Origin of the sequence: Rhizobium sp. BG4 (assembly GCF_016864575.1) — a bacterium.
Classification (GTDB): domain Bacteria; phylum Pseudomonadota; class Alphaproteobacteria; order Rhizobiales; family Rhizobiaceae; genus Rhizobium.
The window spans coordinates 1,518,691-1,545,268 of sequence record NZ_CP044125.1 but is presented as its reverse complement, the minus strand read 5'-3'; the positions used below and the strand labels follow the sequence as shown (position 1 = coordinate 1,545,268).

The 26,578-nt window shown below is 62.0% G+C and carries 29 protein-coding genes; 6 read left to right on the top strand and 23 right to left on the bottom strand.

Annotated elements, in window-relative coordinates; genetic code table 11:
- Position 1: 1 nt before the first annotated feature.
- From F2982_RS08040 to F2982_RS08030, 3 genes are all read right to left on the bottom strand, one after another.
- Entirely contained in the window at positions 2-352 is a 351-nt protein-coding gene (locus F2982_RS08040) for an ArsC family reductase (protein ID WP_130279281.1), read from the bottom strand.
- A 2-nt stretch (positions 353-354) separates the two neighbouring features.
- Complete coding sequence (locus F2982_RS08035) at positions 355-1,416, bottom strand: succinylglutamate desuccinylase/aspartoacylase family protein (protein ID WP_203429753.1); 1,062 nt, start codon at positions 1,414-1,416, stop codon at positions 355-357.
- A gap of 74 nt (positions 1,417-1,490) precedes the next feature.
- Positions 1,491-2,060 carry a 2'-5' RNA ligase family protein gene (locus tag F2982_RS08030; protein WP_203429752.1) on the bottom strand — a complete coding sequence of 190 codons (570 nt, stop codon included), beginning with the start codon at positions 2,058-2,060 and terminating at the stop codon, positions 1,491-1,493.
- Positions 2,061-2,296: 236 nt separating this feature from the next.
- On the opposite strand from F2982_RS08030, the gene F2982_RS08025 reads away from it, so the two are divergent.
- The gene (locus tag F2982_RS08025) at positions 2,297-2,860 is read left to right on the top strand and encodes a methylated-DNA--[protein]-cysteine S-methyltransferase (protein WP_203429751.1); all 564 of its coding nucleotides are present in this window, start codon (positions 2,297-2,299) and stop codon (positions 2,858-2,860) included.
- A 16-nt stretch (positions 2,861-2,876) separates the two neighbouring features.
- Here F2982_RS08025 and guaA read toward each other — a convergent pair whose 3' ends face one another.
- The 13 genes from guaA to F2982_RS07960 all read right to left on the bottom strand — a co-directional run bounded on the left by guaA (position 2,877) and on the right by F2982_RS07960 (position 16,332).
- Complete coding sequence (gene guaA / locus F2982_RS08020) at positions 2,877-4,439, bottom strand: glutamine-hydrolyzing GMP synthase (RefSeq protein ID WP_203429750.1); 1,563 nt, start codon at positions 4,437-4,439, stop codon at positions 2,877-2,879.
- A 94-nt stretch (positions 4,440-4,533) separates the two neighbouring features.
- Complete coding sequence (locus F2982_RS08015) at positions 4,534-5,172, bottom strand: 5'-methylthioadenosine/S-adenosylhomocysteine nucleosidase (protein WP_203429749.1); 639 nt, start codon at positions 5,170-5,172, stop codon at positions 4,534-4,536.
- Entirely contained in the window at positions 5,169-5,618 is a 450-nt protein-coding gene (locus F2982_RS08010; RefSeq protein ID WP_112713905.1) for a PaaI family thioesterase, read from the bottom strand. Before F2982_RS08010 ends, F2982_RS08015 begins: the two co-directional genes overlap by 4 nt.
- Before the next feature lie 67 nt (positions 5,619-5,685).
- A complete protein-coding gene (locus F2982_RS08005) occupies positions 5,686-6,138 on the bottom strand; it encodes a TspO/MBR family protein (RefSeq protein ID WP_203429748.1) in 453 nt (150 codons plus the stop codon).
- 40 nt (positions 6,139-6,178) lie between these two features.
- Positions 6,179-7,270, bottom strand: a complete 1,092-nt coding sequence (locus F2982_RS08000) for a DUF1513 domain-containing protein (RefSeq protein ID WP_203429747.1) — start codon at positions 7,268-7,270, stop codon at positions 6,179-6,181.
- 5 nt (positions 7,271-7,275) lie between these two features.
- Positions 7,276-8,370 carry an imelysin family protein gene (locus F2982_RS07995; RefSeq protein WP_203429746.1) on the bottom strand — a complete coding sequence of 365 codons (1,095 nt, stop codon included), beginning with the start codon at positions 8,368-8,370 and terminating at the stop codon, positions 7,276-7,278.
- Positions 8,370-9,908 (bottom strand): di-heme oxidoredictase family protein, encoded by a 1,539-nt coding sequence (locus F2982_RS07990; RefSeq protein ID WP_203429745.1) that lies wholly within the window; start codon positions 9,906-9,908, stop codon positions 8,370-8,372. Before F2982_RS07990 ends, F2982_RS07995 begins: the two co-directional genes overlap by 1 nt.
- A gap of 46 nt (positions 9,909-9,954) precedes the next feature.
- Positions 9,955-11,232, bottom strand: coding sequence for an imelysin family protein (locus F2982_RS07985; RefSeq protein ID WP_112713894.1), 1,278 nt, complete (start codon positions 11,230-11,232; stop codon positions 9,955-9,957).
- Between the two features lie 166 nt (positions 11,233-11,398).
- Complete coding sequence (locus F2982_RS07980) at positions 11,399-12,688, bottom strand: RsmB/NOP family class I SAM-dependent RNA methyltransferase (protein ID WP_203429744.1); 1,290 nt, start codon at positions 12,686-12,688, stop codon at positions 11,399-11,401.
- Positions 12,689-12,831: 143 nt separating this feature from the next.
- Positions 12,832-13,200, bottom strand: coding sequence for a septal ring lytic transglycosylase RlpA family protein (locus tag F2982_RS07975; RefSeq protein ID WP_203429743.1), 369 nt, complete (start codon positions 13,198-13,200; stop codon positions 12,832-12,834).
- A gap of 376 nt (positions 13,201-13,576) precedes the next feature.
- Positions 13,577-14,470, bottom strand: a complete 894-nt coding sequence (locus tag F2982_RS07970; protein ID WP_203429742.1) for an SDR family oxidoreductase — start codon at positions 14,468-14,470, stop codon at positions 13,577-13,579.
- Entirely contained in the window at positions 14,467-15,627 is a 1,161-nt protein-coding gene (gene queG, locus F2982_RS07965) for a tRNA epoxyqueuosine(34) reductase QueG (protein WP_203429741.1), read from the bottom strand. The genes F2982_RS07970 and queG overlap by 4 nt, the downstream gene beginning before the upstream one ends.
- A gap of 12 nt (positions 15,628-15,639) precedes the next feature.
- Entirely contained in the window at positions 15,640-16,332 is a 693-nt protein-coding gene (locus F2982_RS07960) for a glutathione S-transferase family protein (RefSeq protein ID WP_130279268.1), read from the bottom strand.
- A gap of 267 nt (positions 16,333-16,599) precedes the next feature.
- On the opposite strand from F2982_RS07960, the gene F2982_RS07955 reads away from it, so the two are divergent.
- Positions 16,600-17,397: an undecaprenyl-diphosphate phosphatase gene (locus tag F2982_RS07955; protein WP_112713881.1), complete on the top strand. Its 798-nt coding sequence runs from the start codon at positions 16,600-16,602 to the stop codon at positions 17,395-17,397.
- 119 nt (positions 17,398-17,516) lie between these two features.
- On the opposite strand, the gene F2982_RS07950 is transcribed toward F2982_RS07955, so the two are convergent.
- The 3 genes from F2982_RS07950 to F2982_RS07940 all read right to left on the bottom strand — a co-directional run bounded on the left by F2982_RS07950 (position 17,517) and on the right by F2982_RS07940 (position 19,335).
- Positions 17,517-17,813, bottom strand: coding sequence for a hypothetical protein (locus F2982_RS07950; protein WP_203430133.1), 297 nt, complete (start codon positions 17,811-17,813; stop codon positions 17,517-17,519).
- A gap of 140 nt (positions 17,814-17,953) precedes the next feature.
- Positions 17,954-18,934, bottom strand: coding sequence for a complex I NDUFA9 subunit family protein (locus tag F2982_RS07945; RefSeq protein ID WP_112713878.1), 981 nt, complete (start codon positions 18,932-18,934; stop codon positions 17,954-17,956).
- Between the two features lie 113 nt (positions 18,935-19,047).
- On the bottom strand, positions 19,048-19,335 hold the full coding sequence (locus F2982_RS07940) for a DUF1330 domain-containing protein (protein ID WP_112514160.1): 288 nt from the start codon (positions 19,333-19,335) through the stop codon (positions 19,048-19,050).
- Positions 19,336-19,426: 91 nt separating this feature from the next.
- On the opposite strand from F2982_RS07940, the gene F2982_RS07935 reads away from it, so the two are divergent.
- A complete protein-coding gene (locus F2982_RS07935) occupies positions 19,427-20,476 on the top strand; it encodes a NosD domain-containing protein (RefSeq protein WP_203429740.1) in 1,050 nt (349 codons plus the stop codon).
- Here the strand turns inward: F2982_RS07935 and pyrF are convergent.
- From pyrF to dnaN, 4 genes are all read right to left on the bottom strand, one after another.
- Positions 20,473-21,171, bottom strand: coding sequence for an orotidine-5'-phosphate decarboxylase (gene pyrF / locus F2982_RS07930; protein ID WP_203429739.1), 699 nt, complete (start codon positions 21,169-21,171; stop codon positions 20,473-20,475). The two genes, F2982_RS07935 and pyrF, sit on opposite strands and share 4 nt — an antisense overlap.
- Positions 21,168-21,758, bottom strand: coding sequence for a histidine phosphatase family protein (locus tag F2982_RS07925; RefSeq protein ID WP_203429738.1), 591 nt, complete (start codon positions 21,756-21,758; stop codon positions 21,168-21,170). Before F2982_RS07925 ends, pyrF begins: the two co-directional genes overlap by 4 nt.
- Positions 21,758-22,351 (bottom strand): phospholipid N-methyltransferase PmtA, encoded by a 594-nt coding sequence (gene pmtA, locus F2982_RS07920; RefSeq protein WP_203429737.1) that lies wholly within the window; start codon positions 22,349-22,351, stop codon positions 21,758-21,760. The genes F2982_RS07925 and pmtA overlap by 1 nt, the downstream gene beginning before the upstream one ends.
- 114 nt (positions 22,352-22,465) lie before the next feature.
- Positions 22,466-23,584 (bottom strand): DNA polymerase III subunit beta, encoded by a 1,119-nt coding sequence (gene dnaN / locus F2982_RS07915; RefSeq protein WP_112713866.1) that lies wholly within the window; start codon positions 23,582-23,584, stop codon positions 22,466-22,468.
- A gap of 245 nt (positions 23,585-23,829) precedes the next feature.
- On the opposite strand from dnaN, the gene rsmI reads away from it, so the two are divergent.
- The 3 genes from rsmI to ugpB all read left to right on the top strand — a co-directional run bounded on the left by rsmI (position 23,830) and on the right by ugpB (position 26,549).
- A complete protein-coding gene (gene rsmI, locus F2982_RS07910; RefSeq protein ID WP_203430031.1) occupies positions 23,830-24,741 on the top strand; it encodes a 16S rRNA (cytidine(1402)-2'-O)-methyltransferase in 912 nt (303 codons plus the stop codon).
- On the top strand, positions 24,741-25,109 hold the full coding sequence (locus tag F2982_RS07905; RefSeq protein WP_203429736.1) for a YraN family protein: 369 nt from the start codon (positions 24,741-24,743) through the stop codon (positions 25,107-25,109). Before rsmI ends, F2982_RS07905 begins: the two co-directional genes overlap by 1 nt.
- A gap of 114 nt (positions 25,110-25,223) precedes the next feature.
- Complete coding sequence (gene ugpB, locus F2982_RS07900) at positions 25,224-26,549, top strand: sn-glycerol-3-phosphate ABC transporter substrate-binding protein UgpB (RefSeq protein ID WP_203429735.1); 1,326 nt, start codon at positions 25,224-25,226, stop codon at positions 26,547-26,549.
- Positions 26,550-26,578 lie beyond the last annotated feature (29 nt).

The window sequence follows — 26,578 nt, the reverse complement described above, 5'->3', positions numbered from 1 at the left end:
ACTACTGTCCGAATTCCGCGGCATAGGCCTCAGGCTTGAAGCCGATCAGCAGCTTGCCGCCATGCTCCAGCACCGGGCGCTTGATCATCGACGGCTGCGCCAGCATCAGGGCAATCGCCTTCTCGCGCGTCAGGTTTTCGCGCTCGGCATCCGGCAGTTTGCGGAAGGTCGTTCCGGCGCGATTGAGCACCGTTTCCCAACCGGCCTTGTCGATCCAGGCTTCCAGATGCGCCCGGTCGATGCCGGAGGCCTTGTAGTCGTGGAAGTCGTAGGCTGCATCATGCTCGTCGAGCCAGGTGCGGGCCTTCTTCATCGTGTCGCAGTTCTTGATGCCGTAAATCGTTGTTGCCATGATCAGTCTTCCAGCGTTCCGGCCTTGCGCAGCGCCGTGCTCGGGGCGTCGCAGGCAATCTTCATCAGGTCGCCGCGGCGGCGCACCAGGCGGTCGGAGATGCGTGTGACGATCAGGCCAGCTTGCGGCGCACGGATTTCGACTTCGCCATCCGCCATGCCGGGCTTCGTCACGATGGTCGCCAGCAGGTCGCCGGTCGCAACCGTCTCGCCGATATTGCGGTGGAAGAGCACGGTGCCGGCCACCGGCGTGCGGATCATCTCGATATTATCGAGCGGTGCAGCTGGACCGGCAAAGGCGGCGAGCGGCTCAGTTTCGCCCGTCACCGCGCCACGCGCGGCGAGGAAGGCATAGAGCCCATCCGCATCGGCGCTTGCCATGCCGGGATAGACGTCGCGGCGGCCGCGCAGCTCGAGCGTGGTCGAAAGCTTGCCCGGCAGACGGCTGCGCTTCTCACCGGGAACTTCGTATTTCCAGGCAAAGCCGACAGCCTCCTCGAAGGCCGAGCTTTCGCCATCCGACAGCAGCACGGCATCCATCGACAGCGCGCTCGCCAGATCGCTCGCCTCCGGCCAGAAGGCCTCGTCGATATAGGCATATTGCAGCGACTCGTCATCGCAATGCAGGTCAAGCACCAGATCGGCGCCGAGTGCCATATGGATCAGCTCGCGCTTCAGGCGGTCTGCGGCGCGGTAGCGGTCAAGGCTTTCGATCAGGCCGGCGCGGTCGCGCAGCGAAATCAGCGGGAAATCGCGATTGAAATTGGTGCGCGTGCCCAAGTCGAAGCGGCCCTGCATCTCGCCGAAATGTGACTGCGCGGCGCCGATCGGATTGGCCTGCGGCACGACGGTGATGTCGCTTGCGATCCGTCCCTCGCTCTCCGCCTTGCGCAGCTTGCCGCAGAGAAAGTGCAGCACGGCCGTTCCTGGCAGTTCGTTGGAATGGAGTGCTGCCTGCAGATAGATCTTCGGTGCCTGCGGATCGTTGCCCTTGAAATGCAGCACCGGCAGGCGCCACTCGATACCCGGCGTATCGCCGGGAATGATGATTTCGCGAATATCCACTGTTCAGCACTCCCAAATTCTCTGTGCAGGAGCTTTAAGCAACTCCACCGGCACCGCGCAAGCGCCAATGGAGGCTAGCCCAGCAGCGGCCATTCCTCGATGTCCACATGCCGGCCCTCGCCGGTGAGGCTGTTGATCAGCACGAAGGACTTTGCCATCCAGGCGATCGGCTCCGCCAGGATCGTTTCCGGCACGCTGCGATAGTCGTAGAGCAGCGTCATATGTGGCTCAAGTTTCGGCTGAACCCGAACGCTGACACCGCGGTTCATCAGCGCCAGCGCCAGCTGCGCATGAAGTGCCAGGATCTCCTGCCGTCCTTCGTCGGCCCGCAGCACGAGCGCCGGTTTGCCCTGACGGAAGCTGACCGCACGGCGAAAGGTCAGCCTGAAAGGCCGCATCCGAACGGCCGCTGCCGCCGCCAGCCCGTCAAAAAGCATGCTCGGCGGAATCTCGTCCCATTCGCCGAGATGGCAGAGCGAGACATGGAGAAGCCGCTTCGGCCGCGCTCTCTCGCGCAGACCGAAGCGGCGCCGCAGCTCGCCTGCCAGCCGCCTTGCCTGTTCGGCGGCGCGCTCGTCTGGGCGCAGCGCGAAATAGACATTGCAGGGCTTGTGCGCCGGTCCACCGCCACGGCTTGGCGGCACTCCATCCGCCTGCGGCCCGAATGCGAATTCGCTCTGGTTTTGTGCTCCCATCGTCAATCGGCCTTCGCCGCCTCCTCGTGAAGGTCAAAAGGCTAGCAAGCTGGACCGTGGTTGACAAGAACAAAAAGAGAACAAATAATCACTCCAACGCTGCCCCTGTGCATCAGGCAAGAAACGGGTTGAAGCACCGCCGTGCGCATACGATGTTGAGAACAGTCAATCATGGAGGTTGCGTCATGAGCGAGGCAACGCATCACTACTGCATATTCAAGACCGCTGGCGGCTATTGCGGCATCGCCTGGAATGCGGCCGGAATCACCCGCTTCCAGCTGCCGACGAAGGCTGAAAGCTCGACCGAGCAGCTCTTGCTAAGACGCCTGTCGTCAGGCGTGAGCGCCGATCCGCCAGCCGCGGTCGCAGCGACGATCGAGTCCGTCAAACGCTACTTCGCCGGAGAGACCGTGGACTTCTCGGATGTGGTGGTGGATCTGTCCAATCAGGACGAGTTCTTCCGGGAAATCTATGCCGCCGCCCGCCGCGTCGGCTGGGGCCGGACGACGACCTATGGCACGCTCGCTAAGGAACTCGGCCGCGGCTCGGAAGCGGCCCGCGACGTCGGCCAGGCCATGGCCAAGAACCCGGTCGCACTGATCATCCCCTGCCACCGCGTCCTCGCCGCTGGCGGCAAGCTCGGCGGCTTCTCGGCCCCTGGTGGCTCGAATTCGAAGGCAAGGATGCTGGAGCTGGAGGGCGTTCACCTCGGGTCGCCCGAGCCGGCCCAGCAGTCGCTTGGCTTCTAGGCCGTGGGAGTGAGGATCACTCCCACTCGATCGTGCCGGGCGGCTTGCTCGTCACGTCGTAGACCACGCGGTTGATGCCGCGCACTTCGTTGATGATGCGGGTGGCGGCACGGCCGAGGAATTCCATGTCGTAGTGATAGAAATCCGCCGTCATGCCATCGACCGAGGTCACAGCGCGCAGCGCGCAGACGAATTCGTAGGTGCGGCCGTCGCCCATGACGCCGACGGTCTGGACCGGCAGCAGCACGGCGAATGCCTGCCAGATCGCGTCGTAGAGGCCGGCCTTGCGGATCTCGTCAAGATAGATGGCATCAGCTTCGCGCAGGATCTCCAGCTTTTCGCGGGTGATGCCGCCCGGGCAGCGGATCGCGAGACCCGGACCCGGGAAGGGGTGGCGGCCGATGAAGCTATCGGGCAGGCCGAGCTCCTTGCCGAGTACGCGTACTTCGTCCTTGAAGAGTTCGCGCAGCGGCTCGACGAGCTGCATGTTCATGCGCTCCGGCAGACCGCCGACATTGTGGTGCGACTTGATCGTCACCGAGGGGCCGCCGGTGAAGGAAACGCTTTCGATGACATCAGGGTACAGCGTGCCCTGACCGAGGAAATCGGCGCCGCCGAGCTTCTTGGCCTCTTCCTCGAAGGTCTCGATGAACAGGCGGCCGATGATCTTGCGCTTGGTCTCCGGGTCGGAAACGCCTTCGAGTTCGCCGATGAACTTGTCGGAGGCATCGACATGGATCAGGTGCAGATTGTAGTGTTCGCGGAACATGGCGACGACATTGGCCGCCTCGTCCTTGCGCATCAGGCCGTGATCGACGAGCACGCAGGTGAGCTTGTCGCCGATGGCCTCGTGGATCAGCAGGGCCGCAACCGAGCTGTCGACGCCGCCCGAGAGCGCGCAGAGGACGCGCTTGTCGCCGACTTGCTTGCGGATCTCGTCGACCGCCTTCTGGCGGTATGCCGACATAGACCAGTCGCCCTTGATGCCGGCGATGTTGTGAATGAAGTTGCCGATCAGCTTGGCGCCATCGGGCGTGTGCACCACTTCCGGGTGAAACTGCACGCCGTAATACTTGCGCTTCTCGTCGGCGATGAAGGCGTAGGGCGCGTTCGGCGAGGTCGCCACGACCTTGAAGCCTTCAGGCAGCGCCGTGACGCGGTCGCCGTGGCTCATCCAGACCTGGTGGCGCGAACCCTTCGACCAGAGGCCTTCGAACAGCTTGCTGTCTTCGTCGACCTCGAGGAAGGCGCGGCCGAATTCGCGGTGATGGCCGCTCTCGACCTTGCCGCCGAGCTGCATGCACATCGTCTGCTGGCCGTAGCAGATACCGAAGATCGGCAGGCCGCTGTCGAAGATGATCTGCGGCGCACGGGGCGATCCCTCATCGACCGTCGAGGCCGGGCTGCCGGACAGGATCACGGCTTTCGGCTGGAGGCGCTTGAAGCCCTCTTCGGCGGATTGGAAGGGAACGATCTCGCAGTAGACCCCCGCTTCGCGCACGCGGCGCGCGATCAGCTGGGTTACCTGGCTGCCGAAATCGACGATGAGAACGCTGTCGGGATGTGCTGTCTGGGTCATGGCGAGCCTTTAATGAAAAGCACCCGTTCTTGCAATGCGGGAAATCGGGGCGTGGCGGATTTTATTGTCCCGATTGTCCCTGCTATCAAGGCTTTCAGAACCAGAATACGCCGTCTTCCAGCGCCGTAAACAGGCTGTCCACGGCATAGGAAAGCTTGCGGTCGACGACGTGAAGATACTCGGTCCAGCCGGAAATATGCTGCAGCTCCTCGACGCCGTCGGAAATGCCGCGCAGGCCAATCAGCGGCAGATTATATCCCTGGCAGGCGCGCAGGATCGCAAAGGTTTCCATGTCGACCATATCGGCGGCGATCTCGGCATAGGCGGGACCTGAGATCACGTTGCCGCCCGTGGAAAGCGTAGCCTCGGGAATACCGGGAATGCGTAGCGGCAGGTCGAGCGTCGCCGGCAGGTCGAGGAAAGGCGTCTTGCCTTTCTCGAAACCGAGCGGCGAGGCGTCCATATCGCGGTAGGAGACGGACGAGACCTGATAGACTTCGGTCTGCTCGAGCTTTGCCGAACCGGCCGAGCCGAGGGAGACGACGAGCTGCGGCAGATCGTCGGTCGCGTCGAGCCTAGCCAGCGTCTTCGTCATCGCAATCGCGGCCTCGACCGGGCCGATACCGGTCATCAGTGGTTCGAAGCGGGACTTGAGGAACGGGCCGTATTCAGCCTCCGCTGCCATCACGAACAGGATCGATTTTCCGGCAACGGATTTCAGCTCGAACTTCATCCGGTAATTCCCTCTCTTCCTCGCACGACCATCATCGTGCCCGTCATCGATGCAATCAGTTTCGCGGGGCCGTCGCCGATCGCGTAGCCGCGGCCGTCCGCGACAATGATGTTGCTGCCGGGCTTGGTGATCTCTCCCCGGAACAGGAAGCGATCGCCCCGGCCGGGAGACATCAGGTTGACCTTGAATTCGATTGTGAGGATCGAGGCATCCGCGTCGATCATCGTGTAGGCGGCAAAACCGCAGGCGCTGTCGAGCGCGGCGGAGATGATGCCCGCATGCAGGATGCCGTGCTGCTGCGTCAGCTTCACGTCGAACGGCAGCTCGATCTCGACGACGCCGTGTTCGACACGCGTCAGTTCCGCCCCGATCGTCTCCATCGCCGCCTGGCGCGAGAAGCTCTGCCTGATCCGTTCGCGGAAGTCTCCGCTATTGCCGACGCTCATACCTTGTCCCTTCGAGCGGCGAAAGTGGCATGGCGCGCCGGATTCGACAAGGATGGCGGAAGGCAATTCAGTTCAGGTAGGCGATCGAGGCGTTGAGAACTGTCGCAAAGCCGACCCAGACGGCATAGGGCAGGAAAAGCGCGGCTGAGATCCGGTCCGCCTGCCATCGATTAGCGATGAAGGCGATGACCAATGCCAGCAGGACGATGATGATAAAAAGGGCCGCCCGCGGCATTTCGGCGCCGAAGAAGAAGGGTGACCAGAGAAAGTTGAAAACCATCTGCACCGCCCAGATCAGCATCGCCGCCGAAAGATGGCCACGCATCCAGGTTCGTGCGCCGGCAATGCCAATCAGGATGTAGAGGATCGACCAGACCGGTCCGAAAACCCAGTTCGGCGGATTGAAGGCCGGCTTGGCCAGCGACTGGTACCATTCGCCGGGAAGATTGTTGGTGCCGATCAGCAGCCCGCCTCCGAGCGAGACGGCAATGAAGACGAGATAGGTGAGGGCTTTGCTCATGCCGCGGAGCTAGGGCGGCATATTCCGTGGTCCAGCGCGCCTAGGTGCGCTGGCGCGCAATTCGCACGATGTGTTGATCCCATGCCACATCGCTATGGGCCGAGAGGAACTCGCCGTCATAAGAGGAAATGGCAAAGCCATGTGCGGCCGGTGCGATCCCGGCGGCCTCGGGCAGGGCATCCTCGGAGACCATCCGGCCGGTGCAGGCATCGATCGTCACCGAGAGCCCCTTCGGCGAGGTGATGCCGATCAGCCGGTCGGCGCGGTTGACTGCGATGGCGCCGACATAGCTGCCGAGGCGGCGCGTCGTCTCCTCCGGCAGGTCGATGAGAGTCAGATCCTCGCCCTTCGAAAAATGCCCGACGAGCGGCGGCAGATCGCGCCGCGAACCCTCATACTGGCAGGCAAACCAGACGCGGCCATCGGCATCGAGATCGACGTGGCGGGTGGAGACCTGCGCCCATTGCGGCGGCAGCGTCCGTTTCTCGATCAGCGCGCCGGTCGCCGCGTCGATCAGTGCCAGCGATGGCTGCATGGCGTCGAGATTGAGCTTGGTGCGGCCGAAATCCGGATGGGTCTCGATGCCGCCATTGGCAACGACCAGCATCCGTCCGTCATCGGAAACGGTCATGTCATGGGGGCCGACGCCGAAAGTCTCGTATTCGCCGATCCGGGCGAAGCGATTGGTGGCGTCGTAGAGTCCGATCATGCCGCGATTGCCGTCGAAATCGTTCTCGCTGGCATAGAGGATGCGGCCATCGGGCGAGAAACTCCCATGCCCGTAGAAATGCCGCCCCTCGATCGAGGTGATGACGATGGGCTCGCCCTTGTTCCAGGGGTCGAAGATCATCGCATATGTGCCCGGGCGGCGGGCAAAGGCCACGGTCTTGCCGGTCGCCTTGCTGAATGCCATGCCATGGGCACGGGCGGGCAGCTCGACCTGATCGATGATCTCGCCGCGTTCGGTGACGGTCGCAACGGCAAAAGAGCCATCCGCCGCACGGATGCCGGAGGCATAGACGGCGTCGGCGCGCTCGAGCGCGAAGAGGCTGCGCGGCTGCAGGGCGGCGAGGAAGGTCACGCCTGCGGCCTTCACGAAACCGCGCCGGTCGATCGCCGCGCTGCGCCACATCGGGCTCAGTCCCCGTCGGAGAAGGAGAAGCCGGCCGAAAGGCCGATCGCGCCGCCGTAATCGTCGCTGATCTTGGTAATCAGGTCGCGGCTGGTCGCCAGAAACGCATCGAGCTTGGCCCTTTCGGCATCGCTGGTCGCGACATCGATATCAGGATTGAGCTTCGGCACCGTATCGAGCAGCGTCTTGAAGTTGGCTTCGATCGCATCGGCTATCGGCTTCTTGTCGGCGGGCAGCAGGTCGGCCATACCGGCCTTCTGCCAGAGCGTGCGCAGTCCCTCGATATTGGCGGCCATCGATTTCCAGGTGTTCTTCGAACGCCAGTAGATCGCCATGCGCGGGCGCGGAGCCGCATCCTTGCCCTTGTAGAACTGTTCCAGGCGCTGGTCGCGAACCGTCTCGGCACCATGGACGAGGATGCCGAGGAGAGCCGTCACCGCTTCCTTGTTGTCCATGAAGTCTTCGCTATCCGGGCCGGGATGCTTCCAGCTCGCCTGGACACCATCGGGCTTTTCCCAGGCGGCGACGACTTCGCCGGCCTCGCGCTGGATGTTTCCGGCAACAGCCGCGCCATACTGGCAGCGGAAGCCGTTCTTCTGCTTGGTCAGGTCGTCGGAACCATTGCCGTAGAGCACATATTCCAGCGCCGTCAGTCCCTGCAGCGCGACGCTCTTGCCGGCGATCGCGTCGACCGTGGCATCCTGCGGATCGGCCTTGGCGATCAGCGCCTGGACCTGCTTCAGGCCGACGCCCTTGCGATCCGGGAAGAACAGGATGTGTTCGAAGAGGTTGTCGTGAATGACCGGTCCGGTCTGGACGATCTCGATATTCGACCAGTAGCGGATCGTGTCGTCGAAGGTCGATTTCGCCTTGTCGAGCGTCTGCTGCGTGCCATCGGCGCAAAGGTCCTTCATCGCCGTCGTCAGGCGGGCGGCGGACTGCTGCATGTTGCGGTAACCCGGACGGATCACCTCGTCGACGGCGCGCGCCATCACCTGCGGCACCGCGTCTTCGTTGAGGCCCGAGGGCGCCGGCGCCGTCTGGGCGGCAGCCTGACCGGCAAGGGCAAGCGAGAGAACGAGAGGTTGCCAAAGGCGCATTACAGGGACTCCAGGAATCTGATCAGGGCCTCTCTATCGTCTTTCGGCAGAGAGGAGAATGCATCGCGGGCTTTTTCTGCTTCGCCGCCATGCCAGAGGATTGCTTCGGTGAGGTTCCTGGCGCGGCCGTCATGCAGGAAAAAGCTGTGTCCGCTGACAGTCCGGGTCAGTCCTATACCCCATAGCGGCGGCGTGCGCCATTCACGTCCACTTGCAAGACCGACCTGTTGCCCGTCGGCAAGCCCGTCTCCCATGTCATGCAGCAGGAAATCGGAATAGGGCCAGATAAGCTGAAAAGATTGAGCTTTTTCAGCCGTGTCGCGGCGCGTCACGAATTTTGGCACGTGGCAGGCGACGCATCCCGACTGGTAGAAAAGCTGCTTGCCGCGCAGCGTATCGGCAAAGCTCGCCTTGCGCCGGGCGGGCACCGCCAGATTGGCGGAGTAGAAGGTCACGAGATCGAGAACCGGCCCCGGCGCCTCTTCGTTGCCAAGCCGCTTCTGTACGCCGGTCGGCATCTTGCGGCATTTGGTCTCGGCATCGGTGCAGTCGCCATGGGCGTCCGGGCGGTCGGGGGTGGAGATGCCGATATCGTTCGAGAAGGCATCGGCGCTTTGATCGCGCACGGTGGCGTTCTGCGCTTTCCAGCCGAAGCGGCCGAGCGCAATCTGCCCGGTCAGGTGATCGCGCACGATTGCAGCCTTGCCCGATATGCCGTCGCCATCGCGATCGTCGGGATCGGCATGCGCCAGGATATCGGCAGCCGGGATCGCCTCGATGAGGCCGAGGCCGATCATCGCAGGCGCGACGCGCGGAGAGATCGTCGTCGCCGGGTCGAGAGGGCCATAGGCAAGATCGGTCACGGAGTAGCTGGGCACGCGCAGCGACACGACTTCGCCGCCGGCAAGCGTCACCGGTTTTTCGGCGTAGCTGATCTTCATCCGTCCCTCGGCCGCAAGCCCGGGCACAGCGAGGTCCTGCAGTTGGTGACCGTAGACGGGGTCGGGTAAGTTGACGGTCTCAGCGTCGGCGATCGCCTTTTCCTCGTCCGGCGTCTTCGGCGTGCGTGCCAGCCGCAGGAACATCGACGTAGTGCTGACGCCGCCTTCCGGCGGCTTGCCGCGGCCGTCATTGACGTGGCAGCTCATGCAGGAGCGCGCATTGAACAGCGGCCCGAGGCCGTCGGAAGCTTGTGTGGAGGAGGGCGCGGACACCCAGAGCTTCTTGAACAGCGCGTTGCCGAGCTTGAAGTTCTGCTCTTCCTCGAAGGGAATATTGGCAGAGATATGCGAGAAGCTGTCTTCGGTAACAGGGTCGATCGAGGTCGCCGCACCCGCCTGCATCGCTTCGTAGGGCTCGGCTTTCGAGAAATCCGTCGCCGGCCGCGTCACATCGGCGACCCGCTTCAGGTCGGCGTCGGAAAGATCGGTGCGCTTCAGCGGCAGATCGAAATTGGCGGCGAGCGCGACGGGAAGGCCGGCAAGCGTGGCGAGAAGCGCGACGCTGAAATAGAGACGGCGAGCCCGTTGATCTGGCATTTCGGAGTTCGGGCCGCCCTTCTGCAGGACGGCCCGCCTTTATTGCTTATTTGAAGACAGCGTTAGGATTATCCAGGCTGTCCGAACCTTCAAGCTCAACCTTGCCGAGGTCGAGTGCGGCAATAACGCGCTGGATCGACTTGGTCTGGTCGACGAGGCCGTCGATGGCGGCCTGGACGACAGCGTTGCCTTCCTTGTTGCCTTCGCCGATCATCTGGTCGTACTTCTCGACCGTCTCGCCGCGCTTGGCCATGGCGTGCATGGCGTCGAGCGTCGTCTTCAGCTTGCCTGCAACTTCCTTGTCGAGCTTCTTGTCCTTGGCGGCGACGAGGTCGTGCAGCGACGGCCCGGTCATCTTGGTGCCGTCGACGCGGGTGTATTCGCCCGTGTAGGCAGCGGCAATGCCGATCGCATCGTTGAGGTGCGAGTTGTAGGTGTTGTCGGAGAAGCAATCGTGTTCTTCTTCCGGATCGTGCAGCAGCAGGCCGAGCTTCATGCGCTCGCCGGCGAGCTCGCCGTAGGAGAGCGAACCCATGCCGGTCAGGATGGCGGTGAGGCCAGCCTTGGCATTTTCCTCGACATGCTTGGTCGCAGCGCCGCCGGGAGCCCAGTTGTCGGTCATTTCCTGCAGGTCGGAAACGAGCAGCGTGGAGGCCGACTTCAGGTATTCGGCGCGGCGGTCGCAATTGCCGTGCGTGCAATTCTTGAGATCGTAGTCGGTTGCCGGGCGATTGCCTGCGCCCGGGCCGGTGCCGTTCAGGTCCTGGCCCCAGAGCAGGAACTCGATGGCGTGGTAGCCGGTCGCAACGTTGGCTTCGACGCCGCCTGCTTCAGCCAGCGTGCCGGAGAGGAATTCGGGCGTCAGCTTGGAAGCGTCGACATCCTTGCCATCGATCTTGATCGTCTTGTTGGCGATGACATTGGCGACATAGAGAGAGTTCTCGTCGCTCTCGGTGCCGTAGGAGGCGTCGACATAATCGATCAGGCCTTCGTCGAGCGGCCAGGCGTTGACCTTGCCTTCCCAGTCATCGACGATCGGGTTGCCGAAGCGGTAGACTTCGGTCTGCTGGTAGGGAACGCGGGCCTTGATCCAGGCGTCGCGGGCAGCCTTCAGCGTCTCGTCGGTCGGTGCCTTCAGGAAGGCGTCGATGGCGGCGTCGAGCGCCTTTGCGGTGGTCAGCGAGTCTTCGTATTTCGCATGCCCGACGTCGGCATAGTGCTTGACGACGTCAGCGGCCTTCGGGGCGGCTGCGAAAGCCGGTGCGGCGGATAGGGGGGCTACCGCCAGCGCCAATGCTACGCAGACATTCTTGTTGAGCTTCATGGTCCTCTCCTGTGACGGATCTCCGTCTGAAATGCCGGAGTCTCATCGCCCAAAAGCAAACTTGTGTCAAACACTCTAGTTTGGAATGGTTTTAAGGACCGGAAACGCCAAAACGCTGACGTTTCCAAAAAGCGGATCGACCCCAGCGATCGGCGGCAGAAAAGCTTCAAGCCTTGCGCTGCATCCGGCAGAAAAAGAAGCCGTCGGTGTCGGTCGATGCCGGGGTCAGCGTGATCGTTGCCTGGTCGGAGGAGCGCGGCTGCGGCGCGCCGGCGCCGAACAGGCCGTTCCAGGCGGGCAGGGCGCTGACGATCGCAAATTCCGGATGATCGGCCGTGAACTTGCGGACCTGTTCCTCGTTCTCCTGCGGCAGGACCGAGCAGGTCACGTAGATCAGCTCGCCGCCGGGACGCACGAAGGCGCTTGCCTGCGTCAGCGCATCCTGCTGCTGGCTGGTGCGCTCGTCGAGATTCTTGGCCGTCAGCCGCCACTTGGTATCCGGGCGGCGGCGCCATGTGCCGGTGCCGGTGCAGGGCGCATCGACCAGCACCTTGTCGCAGCGGTCCGTCAGCGCAGCAAGCGCCTTGGCATCGTCGTGAACCTGGACGTTGCGCGTGCCCGCACGCTTGAGGCGCTCGATGATCGGCGCCAGCCGCTTGCGGTCGGCGTCATAGGCGTGAACCTGGCCCTTGTTGTGCATCGCGGCTGCCATGGCGAGCGTCTTGCCGCCGCCACCGGCGCAATAGTCGAGAACCTGCTCACCGTCCTTCGGCAGCACCAGATCGGCAACGATCTGCGATCCTTCGTCCTGAACTTCGAACCAGCCTTTTTGGAACGAAAGCTCGGCCGTGACGTTTGGAAGTCGTGAGGCGCCTTCGCCGGCCGGTATGCGCATGCCGTATCGCGCGATCTTCGCCTCATGCGCTCCCGAGCGCTCCAGCGCCTTCACGGCCTTTTCGCGGCTGGCCTTGAGGATGTTGGCGCGCAGGTCGAGCGTCGGCCGCGTGGCAAGCGCCTGCGCCTCCGCAAGCCAGCTGTCGCCAAAGGCAGTTTCGAAGGACGGCTGTACCCATTCCGGGATATCGCCCTGAATATAGGGAAGTGCGTCTGCGAGGTCGCGCTCGGCAAAGGCCGCGGCGGCACTGGCCGGAAGTTCGGGCGGTGCAAATTTGTCACCGGAAAGCTCGGCGGCCAGGCTTTCCAGGGTGAAGCCCCACTGGCGCAGCATGACGGCATAGGCGAGCGTCAGCGGGCTGTCGTCATCCATCAGGAAAGCGTGCGACAGGCGCATGCGAAGCGCGTCGTAGACGATGTTGCCGATTGCGGCGCGGTCGCCGGATCCGGCAAAGCGGTGGGCAAGGCCCCAGTCCTTGAGCGCGTCGGCGACAGGTCTCTTTCGCTGCTCGATGTCAGCAAGAACCGAAATCGCCCCTTCGAGGCGGCCGCCCAAACGCATTCACAAGTCTCCTGTTGCCAACGGCTTGTGAACGATCCGCGGGAAGGAAGACAGATGCAGCGGATAATTCACAAGTCTCAAGCGCGTGGTAAACGCGATTGACGGCAAGAGCAAGCGCTCAACGGCGCAAGCATATGGACGCCTTAGCGGGAGGCGACGACTTCGTAGCACACCTTGGCGGTGCCGGTGCTGACCATGCCGATGTTCTGAGCGGCAGCGCGCGACAGGTCGAGAACCCGGCCGCGGATGAACGGACCGCGATCGTTGACGCGAACGATGACGCTACGGCCATTGTTGCGGTTGGTGACCTTGAGCTTGGTGCCGAATTTCAGAGAGCGGTGTGCGGCAGTCAGGGTGGCGGGGTTCATACGTTCGCCGGAAGCAGTTTTGGAGTGCAGTGCGTACCACGAAGCACCACCACATCCAGCTGCAGCAAATCCTTCGGCGGGAAGGATGAAAGAACAGGCTGCAATTGCCGCGGCAGTGATTAGAGAACGGCTGATTTTCCTCAAAACGGAGTATCCCTCAACTATTGAACTTGCGCCTTGGGGGCGGTGAGGGCTTGAATCCGTCCAAAAGTGGCGAAAAAGTGCCACCGCCGATCACGGAATGTTACAGATTGTAATATTCGTGATTCCGCCGGCGTTAAGGTCAATAAAGTCTTGCTGCCGCAATCATGGAAAAAAGATAATAGAATCAGGTAAAATTAGAACAATTTTTCGCGACCAGAGTCTGCTCACGGAATGTTACGGTGATCACAAAAATAATTTTGCCGGACCGCCATATTTATTGCCGTATTTGCGCAAATTTAGAGGCCGTTAACCATAAATCGGCGCGAAATTTTGATTGAGAAAATTCGGAAGTAGGAATTTTCTGCTCTTTGAAGGGTTATTTTGCTAATTCGGAAGTGTTAGTTTTCCAGCGCCGGTCCTGCCACATCTGGGCGAGGGACATCGGATAGTTCGGGAAGGCGAAAGCGAAGCCGGCGGCCTTCAGTTTGGCGTTGGAGACCCGCTTGTTCTCTCCATAGAAAGAGCGTGCCATCGGCGTCAGTTCGGCAGTCTCGAAGGCCTGTTCTGGCGGCGGCTCGACGCCCATCAGGCGGGCCGCCTCGACGATCACATCCTGCGGCGGACCCGGAAGATCGTCGGTGACATTATAGATGCCGCCGAGCTTCTCCTTGGACAGGAACAGGGCGGAACCGCCGATATCCTCGACACGGATCCGGTTGAAGACCTGGTCCTTCTTGATCAGCCGCCGCGCCGTGCCGCGCTCCAGATTGACGAAAGCGTTGCGTCCCGGCCCGTAGATGCCGGAGAGACGCAGGATCGCTGCCGGGATGCCGAGTGCCGCGCCGGTATCGGCCCAGGCCTGCTCGGCCTCCAGCCGTTCCTTCGAGCGCCCGGAAACCGGAACGCAGACTGTATCCTCGCCAACCCAGGCACCCTGGTGATCGCCATAGACTCCGACCGTCGAGAGATAGCCGATCCATTGCAGCTCCGGCATCAGCGTCGCGAGCTCTGAACCGGCGATATTGATGAGCGGATCGCCGCTCTCGCGGGGGGCGATCGATTGCACGAGATGGGTTGTGCCGCGCATGGCCGCTGCAAGCTCGGGGCTCAACGTCTCGCCATCGAAGATGAAGCCTTCGATACCGGCTGCGGTGAGGTGGTCGAGTTTCTCGGCGCTGCGCGTCGTTCCGCAGACATGTGCGCCTGCCGCAGCAAAAGCCTTGGCGATCGCCATTCCGGAGTAACCGCAGCCGAAGATCACCAGTTTCATGCCATTTCTCCCGCCATGCGCCATTCGTCGAGGACATCGGCGTCCTCCTCATTGGGCCTTTCTGCCGCAAATGAAGAAAATTCGCCAGCGCTCATCAGCCGCGACAGCGCCCATATCGCCATGCCGCGAACGGCGGGTGCGGGATCGGCGCTGAGATCGCGGCAGGCGCCGATGAATTCGCGATCCCCTGAATTGCCCGCGGCGATCAACACATTGCGGATGAAGCGGTCCCGCCCGATCCGCTTGACTGGAGAGCCGCTGAAGAATGTGCGGAATGTGGGATCATCGAGGCTCAGCAGGAAAGCGATCGACGGCTCTTTCAGGTCTTCGCGCGCCTGGAGCTTCATCTCGGATGCCGAGGCGGCAAACTTGTTCCACGGACAGGCGGCCAGACAATCGTCGCAGCCATAGATGCGGTTGCCGATCAGCGGCCGGAATTCGGCAGCGATCGGCCCCTTGTGCTCGATCGTCAGATAGGAAATGCAGCGCCGCGCATCGATTTGATAGGGCGCCGGAAAGGCATCGGTTGGGCAGGCATCGAGGCAGGCTCGGCAGGAGCCACAGTGATCGCTCTCCGCCGCGTCGATATCGAGGTCGGCGGTGGTGAACATCGAGCCGAGAAACAGCCAGGATCCATGTGTGCGGCTGACGAGGTTCGTATGCTTGCCCTGCCAGCCAAGCCCGGCAGCGGCGGCGAGCGGCTTCTCCATCACCGGCGCGGTATCGACGAAGACTTTCACATCGGCACCCGACCGTGCCGCAAAGCGCGTCGCGATCTCCTTGAGACGGCCCTTGATGACGTCGTGATAGTCGCGGTTGCGTGCGTAGACGGAGATCGCAGCCTTTTCCGGCTTGGCAAGGATGCCGCGCGGATCCTCTTCCGGGCCGTAGTTCAGCCCGAAAACCACGATCGAGCGCACATCGCTCCAGAGCGTGCGCGGATCGCCGCGCCTCTCCAGCGTCTCGGCCATCCATTCCATCGTGCCGTGACGTCCGGCATCGACGAATTCACCGAGCCGAGCCTTCGCTTCGGGAATGGTGTCCGGCCGGGTGACGCGACAGAGCTCGAAGCCGAGAGCAGCCGCTTCGGCGCGCACGAAAGCCGTCAGGCTTTCGCGCTTCTTTCGCTCTTTGTCTTCCTCTGATCGTACGGGCATCGAGGGCCCCCGTCAGAAATCCAGGTCGGCGTAATGGGAAACGGGCGTCAGCCCGCGAACGCGCTCGTTGAGCAGCGGCCGGAAAGACGGGCGTGACTTGATGCGCTGGTACCAGTCCTTGACGATCGGCGCTTCCGTCCATTCGATCTCGCCGAGATAGTCGAGGATCGAGATCGAGGCCGCCGCGGCGAGATCCGCATAACTCATCCGCTCGCCTGCCAGCCACTGGCGCGAACCGGCAAGCCAGGTCACATATTTCATATGCTGGCGAATGTTGTTGCGCGCCGTGCGCAGCATCTTGGAGTCAGGTGCGCCGCCGCCCTGTTCGGCGGTCATCTGCAGCTTGTAGACCCGCTCGCGGGCCAGCGGCCGCGTCACGTCGGTCTCCATCTTCTGCATGAACCATTCGACGAGACGGCGGATTTCCGCACGCTGGAACGGGTCTTCGGCAAGCAGCCGCCGGTCGCGCTTCAGCACACCATGGGTTTCGTCGAGATATTCGGAAATGACAGTCGCGCCGCAGAGCGCCCGCATGCTGTCGTCCACGTAGACAGGCAGCGTCCCGGCGGGGTTGAGCGCCAGAAAGTCACGGCGCTTGTCCCAGGTCTGCTCTTCAACGAGATCGACCTGATAGCCGTATTCTGCAAGCACCAGCCGGATGAACCGGGAGGATGTCGACATGGGGTGATGATAAAGTACTGGCATTATGAGTTTTCGGTCCGCCCGCGTTTCGGCGACATTGTGTCCTTCTCAAACTCCTAACAATTACAGTTTAAGAAAGATATAGGATTGGATGGCGGCTTCAACCGTGAAGCAGGTTTGAAGCGCCTCTAAGCGCGGCCAATGATGGATTTTTCATGACCTTTGGAGGATCCGGCCTTTTTCCGCCATCCTGATGACGAATGAGTGCCCGCTGCCGAAACCCGCGCGGATCCTGATTCGGCGGCCTGGAGTTTTAACCGGAGACCATAGATGGAATATATAAACGCGATCATCCTGGGTATTATCGAGGGGATTACGGAATTTTTGCCGATCTCCAGCACCGGCCACCTCATCATTGCCGAGCAGTGGCTCGGAGCCCGGTCCGACACGTTTAATATTGTCATTCAGGCAGGCGCCATTCTGGCAGTCACGATCATCTACTGGCGCCGCCTCGTCGATCTCGTGATCGGCTGGCGCGAACCGAAGAACCGCCGTTATGCCTCGAGGCTGATCGTCGCCTTCCTGATCACCGCCGTCCTCGGCCTGATCGTCAAGAAGCTGGGCTTCGAACTGCCTGAAAACGCCACGCCGATCGCCTGGGCGCTGATTATCGGCGGCTTCTGGATGATCTTTGCCGAATGGGCAGCCGCCAAGAAGCCTCCCTATAAGGACATCACCTGGATGGTCGCCATTCTCGTTGGCATCGCCCAGGTCGTGGCTGGTATCTTCCCGGGCACCTCGCGCTCCGGCGCAACGATCTTCGTTGCCATGCTCGCCGGAACCGCCAATCGCGCCGCCGCGACCGAATTCGCCTTCCTCGTCGGCATCCCGACCATGTATGCGGCAAGCGCCTACCAGCTGCTGAAAACCGTCAAGGATGGCGGTGCCGCCAACGAAGACTGGACTGCCCTCGGCATTGCCTTCGTCGTCTCGACGATCGTTGCCTTCATCGCCGTCAAATGGCTGCTCTCCTATATCCAGAGCAACCGCTTCACCCTCTTTGCGATCTACCGCATCATCCTCGGCGCAATCCTGCTCGGCATGGCCTATGCCGGCATGATCGCCTGAGCCTGAACGAAAAACAGCCCTTTGCCTGCGGGCAGAGGGCTGGATACCAATCTGGAAATGGAAAAGAAGCTGATCCCGTGAAAGCGGCGCTCATGCGCGCCGCGCGGGAATAATCCCGCTTAGTTGGGGATGCTTGCCGTCGAGCAGGGATCGACGCCGTAAGCCGGCGCACAGCCTTCCTTAACAGCCGCGACCGAACCGGGCGCGATGAAGGAGCCCGCCAGGATAACCAGTGCCGCACACGCAAAGAGAAGCGCGATTGACTTGCCCATCGCTATAAAGCCTTTCAAATCGATTGAACGCGCCTGCCAAGCCTCGTGAGCCGCTACCTGCGCGCCGGGTGTGTAGTCAGTGGAATGGCAAATAGCAATAAATGTTCCTGCTAAATGTGACGTTAATTTCACTAATTTTTTCATGCGTCTTTTATGCAACGCCAATCCGGTTCGGGGCGCAGAAAAACACGCGAAACTTGCGCCAGATTTGACACTTCGCCCAAAACAGAAACGCCGCCTGTGGAAATCCTCAGGCGGCGCTTCAGTTAATCCTAACGGACGAATCAGGCGGCTTTGCCGGTTCCCGTGTACTGGCCGTGCGGGCGGTAATGCACGAGGTAGGACGGCAGAACCGAGGTTACCATCGTCGGCGTGATGCCGAGGCCCTTCAGCGTGCGCTCGTCCTTCTCAGCCTTGGCGGAGACGACGTTGTCGTATTTCAGCAGGCGAACCTGGTCCGGCGTGATCGGCGGCGAAACGAAGGGGATCAGCGAGGCGATGCTGCCGATCAGCGAAGCAATACCGGCCGGCATCGAAACCAGCGGGTTCTTGCGCGCCGTTACCTTCAGCATCGTCTGAAGACATTCGCGGAAGCTGAGGACCTCGGGGCCGCCGAGTTCGTAGATCTTGCCTGCAACGGCCTTGCCATCGACGGCGCGGGCAACGGCTTCAGCGACGTCTTCGACGTAAACCGGCTGCAGCTTGGTCGTGCCGCCGCCGATGACCGGCAGAACCGGCGAGAGGCGGGCCATGTCGGCGAACTTGTTGAAGAAGCTGTCCTCGGGTCCGAAAACGATCGACGGACGGAAGATCACCGCGTCCTTCTTGATCGACAGTACCGCGGCTTCGGCGCGGCCCTTGCTGCGGGCATAGTGCGATTCCGACTTCTCGTCGGCGCCGATTGCCGAAACGTGGACCAGGCGGGCCTTGGCATTCTTGGCGGCTTCAGCCACGGCGCGGGCGCCGAAATCCTGGACGGCGTCGAAAGTGTTGCGGCCGGTCTCCAGCAGGATGCCGACGCAGTTGACGACGCAGTCGGAACCCTCGACGGCGCGCTCGACCGACTGACGGTAGCGCAGGTTTGCCTGGACGAAGGAAATCTGGCCGACATTGCCGAGCGGCTGCAGGAAGCCGGCGAGATCCGGACGGCGGACGGCGACGCGGATGCGATAGCCGCGCTTGGCAAGCGCACGAACCACATGCCTGCCGACGAAGCCGGAGCCTCCGAACACGGTAACGAGCGGCGGCAGGTTGGCAAGGGTCATGGCAGTTTCCTCGAAAGGCTTGGGAAGGAGTAGTTGTTGGCTCCCGTATTAGCCGAATCCGGCGGCGACGGAAAGGCCCATCGCAGCCGAGTTTCGCATCTGCGAAAGCGCTTTCAGATGCCTTCGACAACCACCATTTCGGCATCCGCCACTTCCTGGCGGATCTTGGCGGCGATCTGGTATTCCGGCGAGTTGTAGCAATCGACCGCAGCCTGCATCGACGGGAACTCGATCACCACATTGCGCGCCCGCGCCTTGCCCTCGAGCTCGGTAATCGCCCCGCCACGCGCCAGGAAGTTGGCGCCGTACTTCTCGAAGGCAGGCTTCGCCGCCGCGACGTAATCCTTGTAGCGCTCGGCATCGCGAACATCGACGCGCGCAATCCAGTATCCCTTGGCCATGATCTTCCTCCGATTGACGTTGGCGTCTGTCTTCAGACAAATTGGCGCAAGGGTCAATGGCGGGTGATAGCACGGGGCCGGAGGGAGCAAGATGAAACGCGAGGCCGCCATCGGACTTCACGCCGCCTTCCTTGCTGCGCCGCTGCTCGTCCTGCCGGGCTCGCCCGCAAATGCGAAAGCCTGTCCGGTGAAGACCGTTTCCGATTTGAAAGCCGCAGATGCCGCAGCGAAGGCTGTCGCGATTTCCTGCGATCTGCGGCTCGATGCCGGAGATGTCGTCAGGGCGCCGATCGAACTATCGGGAAGCAAGGCCTCCAACGTCACCATCGATTGCGGCGGCGGGACGCTGGATGGCACCGGCTACAAGGCACACACGCTGGCGATCCGGTCGATCCGCCAGACGGATGGCAGCTGGGATGTGCCCCACAACGTCACGGTTCGAAACTGCACGATCAAAGGCGACCTCAGGATCATTGGTATGGCCGAGAATGGTCAGGGCACCTGGCTCAAGCAGTCGTCAATCTCGGAGGGGCATACCGCCCGCGCGCAGGCGGCTGCTCCTGCCAAGATCACCGTCAGCAACGTGACCTTCATCGCCAATGGCCGGATACCGCTCTATGCCGGGCCGGGAACGACGGGGCTCGATGTATCCGGGTCCCAGTTCATCGGCAGCACGAACAGCGTCGTCATCTATTTCGATGCTGAGTCCGCCGGTAACATCGTCGAAGACAATGTCTTCAACATCAGAACAAAAAGCCGCGAGCAGATTGCGCTCGATGGTTCGGCCGATAACAGGATCGCCGGCAATACATTCACCGATCCGGTCAATGGCGGCATCTTCCTCTATCGCAATTGTGGGGAGGGCGGAACGATCCGCCATCAGGCGCCGCAGCGAAACGTCATCATCGGCAACACGTTTCGCTACAAGAGCGCATCGGGCGCCAAGCCCGCGGTCTGGATCGGCAGCAGACAGGGCAACAGCCGCTATTGCTTCAACGATGCCGCTTACCCATTCGGCAGCAGCCTGAATTCCCGGGACTTTGCGGAGCATAATTCGGTGACGCAAAACCTGCTGCCTGGAGGTAGCCCGTCGCTGATCGTCAATAATGATGCCGACAATCAGGTCAGCGGCAACCGTTAGGCGGAGAGTGCCGCATCCATTTCCGACAGGATCGCCCGCGCGGCCTCGCGCGGATCGGCAGCCTTGACGATCGGGCGGGCGACGACGAGGTGGCTGGAGCCTGCCTTCAGGGCATCAGCCGGCGTCATGACGCGCTTTTGGTCGCCCTTTTCGCTGCCGGCCGGGCGGATGCCCGGGGTGACGACGGCCATGTTGGGGCCGACGATCTTGCGGACGGCGGAGGATTCTTCGGCAGAGCAAACGATGCCGCCCATGCCGGCGGCGAGCGCCTGTTCGGCGCGGCGCAGCACCAGCGTATGCGGGTCGTATTCGTAGCCGGCCGAAATCAGGTCCTGCTCGTCCATCGAGGTCAGTACCGTCACGCCGAGCAGGCAGAGGTCGGAACCCCTGGCGGCTTCGACGGCAGCCTTCATCGCCTTCGGATAGGCGTGCAGCGTCAGCATCGACATGCCCATCTTAACGATGTTCTCGACGCCGGATGCGATGGTGTTGTCGATATCGAGGAGCTTCATGTCGAGGAAGATCTTCTTGCCGCTCTGGGCGAGCTCGCGGGCAAATTCCAGCCCGCCGGCAAACACCAGCTGGTAGCCGATCTTGTAGAAGAGGACGTCATCGCCGAGCGTCGAAACGATCTTTTCCGCTTCGCCAAGTGTCGGAACATCGAGCCCGACGATCAACCGTTCGCGTGCGTTCATTTCATCCACCCCTGCCAGCTTTCGATGGGCGTCCAGTCGCACGATAGGCGCCTGTCCGCAAGAGCGAAAGCATAGAGATTGCCGCCACCGCCGGGCTGATCGCGATCGCGCCCGATCGGCCGCCCCTCAAGGTGGCACTTCAATAATGTCCCGACACCGCCATGGCCGACAAAGGCGATCGGCTTGCCCTGGTCATGGGTCGCGAGGATCCGATCGACGGCCGAGACGATACGCGCCTGCGCATCGCGCGCCCGTTCCCATCCCTTGAAGCTCTCGTCGGGGTGGGCAAAAAACCAGTCGGCCGCCTGCTCGAACTCCGGCGGCGGCAGGAAGCCGGTCGCCGATCTGTCGTTTTCGTGCATGCCGTGGACGATCTCGATACCGATCCCGGCCGAGGCCGCGAGTATCTCCGCGGTCTCGATCGCCTTCGTCTCGTCACTGGAGACGATCCGCTGCAGCTGCGGCGCCCAGGGGAGCTCTGCTGCCTGTCTGGCGCGCGCCGCACCGGTTTCCGACAGTCCCCATTGCGGAACGGGGACATCCGGATCGATCCTGACCTGCGGGTGGGTAATATAGAGCGCGAACATCAGCCGCGGCGATAGATCCACAGCTGGGCTGGCGGGATGTTGCGGACGATGAAGTCGAAATGCTGGATGTGATAGCGCTCCGGCCGGGCGATGATCGGCGAAACCGGACCGTAGGAGATCTGCACCACCGGCCGGCCGGCCGGCATGCGGTCGAGCAGGCTTTCCAGCAGCGCGATGCGCGCCTGCATCGGGAAATTCAGAAGCGGCACGGCCGAAACGACGGAATCGAAGGTCTGTCCCTTCAGCGCCCCAAGCGTCGTATCGAGATCGAAGGCGTCGCCGTTGATGAAGTGGACGCCGGGGTAGAGGCGAACCAGGTGATTATAGAAGTCTGTCGAATACTCGACGGCGACCAGCCGCTCCGGCTTCACGCCGCGACCGAGAATAGCCTTGGTGATGGCGCCGGTTCCCGGCCCAAGCTCAAGCACCGGCAGTCCGGAATTGAGGTTGATGACGCTCGCCATCTTCTTGGCGGTAATGGAGGAGGTAGGGACGATGGAGCCGACGGTTTTCGGCCCCTGCATCATGCCCTTGAAGAAGCGAATTTCCTCATCGAACTTTTTGCCGAACCGTTCTTTCAGCCGCAACGCCATGCCATCCTCCTCGTCAAGCAACAAACCGCTGGCTATCTAATTGCAATCATCCAGCAGTAAAACAAGACCAAACGTCGCAATCTGAAAACTTTGCCCGCCAAATGCGACGCGCGTTTACACGCGCATCGGCATCAGAACGTAGAGCGCATCATCACCGGCCGTGTCGCGAATGAGCGTCGGCGAACCGGCATCGGCCAGCAGAAACACGGCCTGATCGCCGGAAAGCTGCGCAGTGATGTCGAGCAGATATTTGGCGTTGAAGCCGATTTCCATCGCGTCCGTGTCGTATCCGACTGCGACTTCTTCCGTCGCGCTGCCGGAGTCCGGGTTGTTGACGGTGAGCAGCAGCTGTCCTTCGGAAAGCGCCAGCTTCACGGCACGGCCGCGCTCGGAAGAAATGGTCGAGACGCGGTCGACGGCCTGTGCGAACGTCGTGCAATCGACGCGCATTTCCTTATCGTTGCCGGTCGGGATGACGCGCTGATAATCGGGGAAAGTGCCGTCAATCAGCTTCGATGTCATGACGATCGAGCCGATGCTGAGGCGAATCTTGGCGTCGGAAACTTCGACGGTGACCATCGCCTCGGGATTGTCGACCAGCTTCTGCAACTCGCCAACGGTCTTGCGCGGAATGATGATGCCCGGCATTCCCTCGGAGCCCGACGGCGCCTTGACGTCGGCGCGGGCGAGACGGTGACCGTCGGTCGCAACGGCGCGCAGCTTCAGGTCGCCTTCGCTCTCGATCGTGTGGAAGAAGATGCCGTTCAGGTAATAGCGGGTCTCTTCGGTCGAGATCGCAAACTGGGTGCGATCGATCAGCATCTTGAGATCCGTTGCCTTCAGCTTGAAGGAATGCGTGAAGGTGCCGGCGGTCAGATCCGGGAAGTCGGATTGCGGCAGGCACTGCAGCGAGAACTTCGAGCGGCCGGACTGCACGGTCATCGAGCCGCCATCCGTCGATGTCGCAAGCAGAACTTCCGAGCCGTCGGGCAGCTTGCGGACGATGTCGTAAAGAAGATGGGCGGGAACGGTGGTCGCGCCGGCCTGTTCGACATTGGCGGGCGTCGCTTCCGTGACTTCGAGATCAAGGTCGGTCGCCTTCATGTCGAGGTTCTGGCCGTCGGCACGCAGCAGGATGTTGGACAGGATCGGGATCGTGTTCCGGCGTTCGACGACGCGGTGAACGTGGTTCAGCGACTTCAGGAGATTGGAACGCTCAATAGTAATACGCATGGGATGCTACCGCTTTCGACCGTGACTGTCCGGGCGCGCAGGCGCGCCAGAAAATGCCTTTCCGGCTCCATGGCCGGAGGAGTGGACGGGCAAAATGGCAGAACTTTGCCGGGCATTGCAAGGGGTGCAAGGCTTTGCGCGGCTGCAAAGGTGGTTTTACACGATGATCCTCACAGAAATCCGAACCCTTGCCGCGAACGAAGCCTGCGCGCATAAAGGGCCGACGCCAGAGAGGGCCTTTGAAATTGAGTCATGAAGAGACGGCGGGCGAGGGCGGCAAGCATCGCACCTACCGCCTGCACAATGTCAGCATACCCGCGCGCCCGCTTGAGGCGGCGCTCTATCTGGTCGCAACGCCGATCGGCAATCTCGGCGATATCACGCTTCGCGCGCTCGAAACGCTTGCCGGTGCCGATGTGCTCGCCTGCGAGGATACGCGCGTCACTCGCGTGCTGCTCGATCGCTACTGCATTCAGAACCGCCCTTTCGCCTATCACGAACATAATGCCGACGAGGCCGGGCCGCGCCTTCTGCAGGCGCTGGAGGCCGGAAAGTCCGTCGCACTTGTTTCCGATGCCGGAACGCCGCTGGTTTCCGATCCCGGTTACCGTCTGGCGCAGACGGCAATCGACAGCGGATACCGCGTCATCCCGATCCCCGGCGCCTCGGCGCCGCTCGCCGCACTCGTCGGTTCAGGTCTTCCGAATGACGCCTTCCTCTTTGCCGGGTTTCTTCCTGCCAAGGACAAGGCGCGGCGTGACCGGCTCGGCGAGTTCGCGACGACCCCCGCTACGCTACTCTTCTTTGAATCGCCCCACCGCATCGGCGCGACGCTTTCGGCGGCCGCCGACGTGCTCGGCGGCGATCGCATGGCCTCCGTCTGCCGCGAGCTGACGAAAACCTACGAGGAGTTTCGCCGCGGCACGCTTGCCGATCTCGCCGCCCATTATGCCGAGCATGATAATGTGAAAGGCGAGATCGTTCTCGTTGTCGCGCCCGCGGAGGAAAAACCGGCTGACGCTGCTGATGTCGACGCGATCCTTGCCGATCTCTCCGGCACCATGCCAACGGCAAAGGCGGCGGCCGAGGCGGCGCGGCTCACCGGTCTGCCGCGCAAGGAACTCTATCAGCGCCTCCTCGACATGAAGGGCGCCTGATGAGCGATAGCGGCACGAGCGTCAGAAGACAGAAGGCGCTCCGCCGCGGACATTTCTCCGAATATGTGGCGGCGCTCTACCTGCTGATGAAGGGCTACCGCATCGCCGCTTTCCGCTATCGCACCAAGCTCGGCGAGATCGACATCATCGCCCGCAAGGGCGATCTTGCCGTTTTCGTCGAGGTTAAAGCCCGGCGTGAAGAGCGGGTCGCGGTCGATGCCGTTTCTTATGCGGCTCAGAAACGCATTCGCGATGCGAGTGATCTCTGGCTCGCCCGTCAGGCCAATAGCCACCTGCTGTCGCAGCGTTACGATATCGTTGCAGTGCTTCCGGGCCGGCTGCCCCGGCATTTCCCCAATGCCTTTTAGCGGTCTTGCATAGGCGTGCATTTGTAATTTTTCTGTCATACAAATGTAAAGGAGACGTCACGGAAGGCCTCTATTGGCTTCCTCACCCCAATAACTGGTGGAGAGGGTTTATCCATGTTCAAGACGTTTTCTCTGGCCGCCGCTGCGGTCGTATTGTCTTCGTCGGCATCCTTTGCCGCAACCGAAATCACCTGGTGGCACGCCATGGGCGGCGAGCTCGGCCAGAAGCTCGAGCAGATCGTTCAGAAGTTCAACGACAGCCAGACCGAATACCACGTCACCCCGGTCTTTAAGGGCACCTATCCGGAAACCCTGACGGCCGCTATCGCTGCTTTCCGTGCAGGTCAGCAGCCGGCTATCGTTCAGGTCTTCGAAGTCGGCACCGGCACGATGATGGCCGCCAAGGGCGCCGTTTATCCGGTCTACAAGCTGATGGCCGATGAAGGCGAGCCGTGGGATCCGTCGAAGTTCATCGCTCCCGTCGTCGGTTACTATTCCGACCCGGAAGGCAACATCCTCTCCTTCCCGTTCAACTCCTCGACGCCGATCCTCTATTACAACAAGGACGTCTTCAAGAAGGCTGGTCTTGATCCGGAAGTCGCTCCGAAGACCTATGCCGAACTGGCAGAATTCTCGAAGAAGATCGTCGATTCCGGCGCTGCCAAGTGTGGCTTCACCATCACCTACGCTGCAACCTGGCTCGGCCTCGAGAACTTCTCGGCCATCCACGACCTGCCTTACGGCACGCTGCAGAACGGCTTCGGCGGCACCAAGGCTGAGCTCAGCTTCAATGGCCCGAACCAGGCTCGTCTCTGGACCGACCTGAAGAAGTGGCAGGATGCCGGTTACTTCCAGTACGGCGGCCCGGGCGGCGGCCCCGATGCAGCTCCGAAGTTCTACTCGCAGGAATGCGCCATCTATATGGGCTCCTCGGGTTCGCGCGCTGGCGTCATCAACAACGCCAAGGCCTTCCAGGTCGGCTTCTCGACGCTGCCCTACTACGACGACGTCACCAAGGATCCGAAGAACTCGATCATCGGCGGCGCGACGCTCTGGACGCTGAACGGCCAGAAGCCGGAAGTCTACAAGGGCGTTGCCAAGTTCTACACCTACCTCAGCCAGCCGGAAGTTCAGGCTGATTGGCACCAGTTCTCTGGCTACCTGCCGATCACCACTGCTGCTTACGACCTCGGCAAGTCGCAGGGTTACTACGAAAAGAACCCGGGCTCCGACGTTGGCCTCAGGCAGATCCTGCGCGGCACGCCGTCCGACAACTCCAAGGGCGTTCGTTTCGGCAACCTGACGCAGATCCGTGACGTCATCGACCAGCAGTTCGAAACCGTGCTGTCCGGCAAGCAGACCGCCCAGCAGGCGCTCGACGAAGCCGTCAAGGAAGGCAACGCCATCCTGCGCGAATTCGAAGAAGCAAACTCGAACTAAGCTTTCGAGGCTGAAGCCAAGCCCTCCCC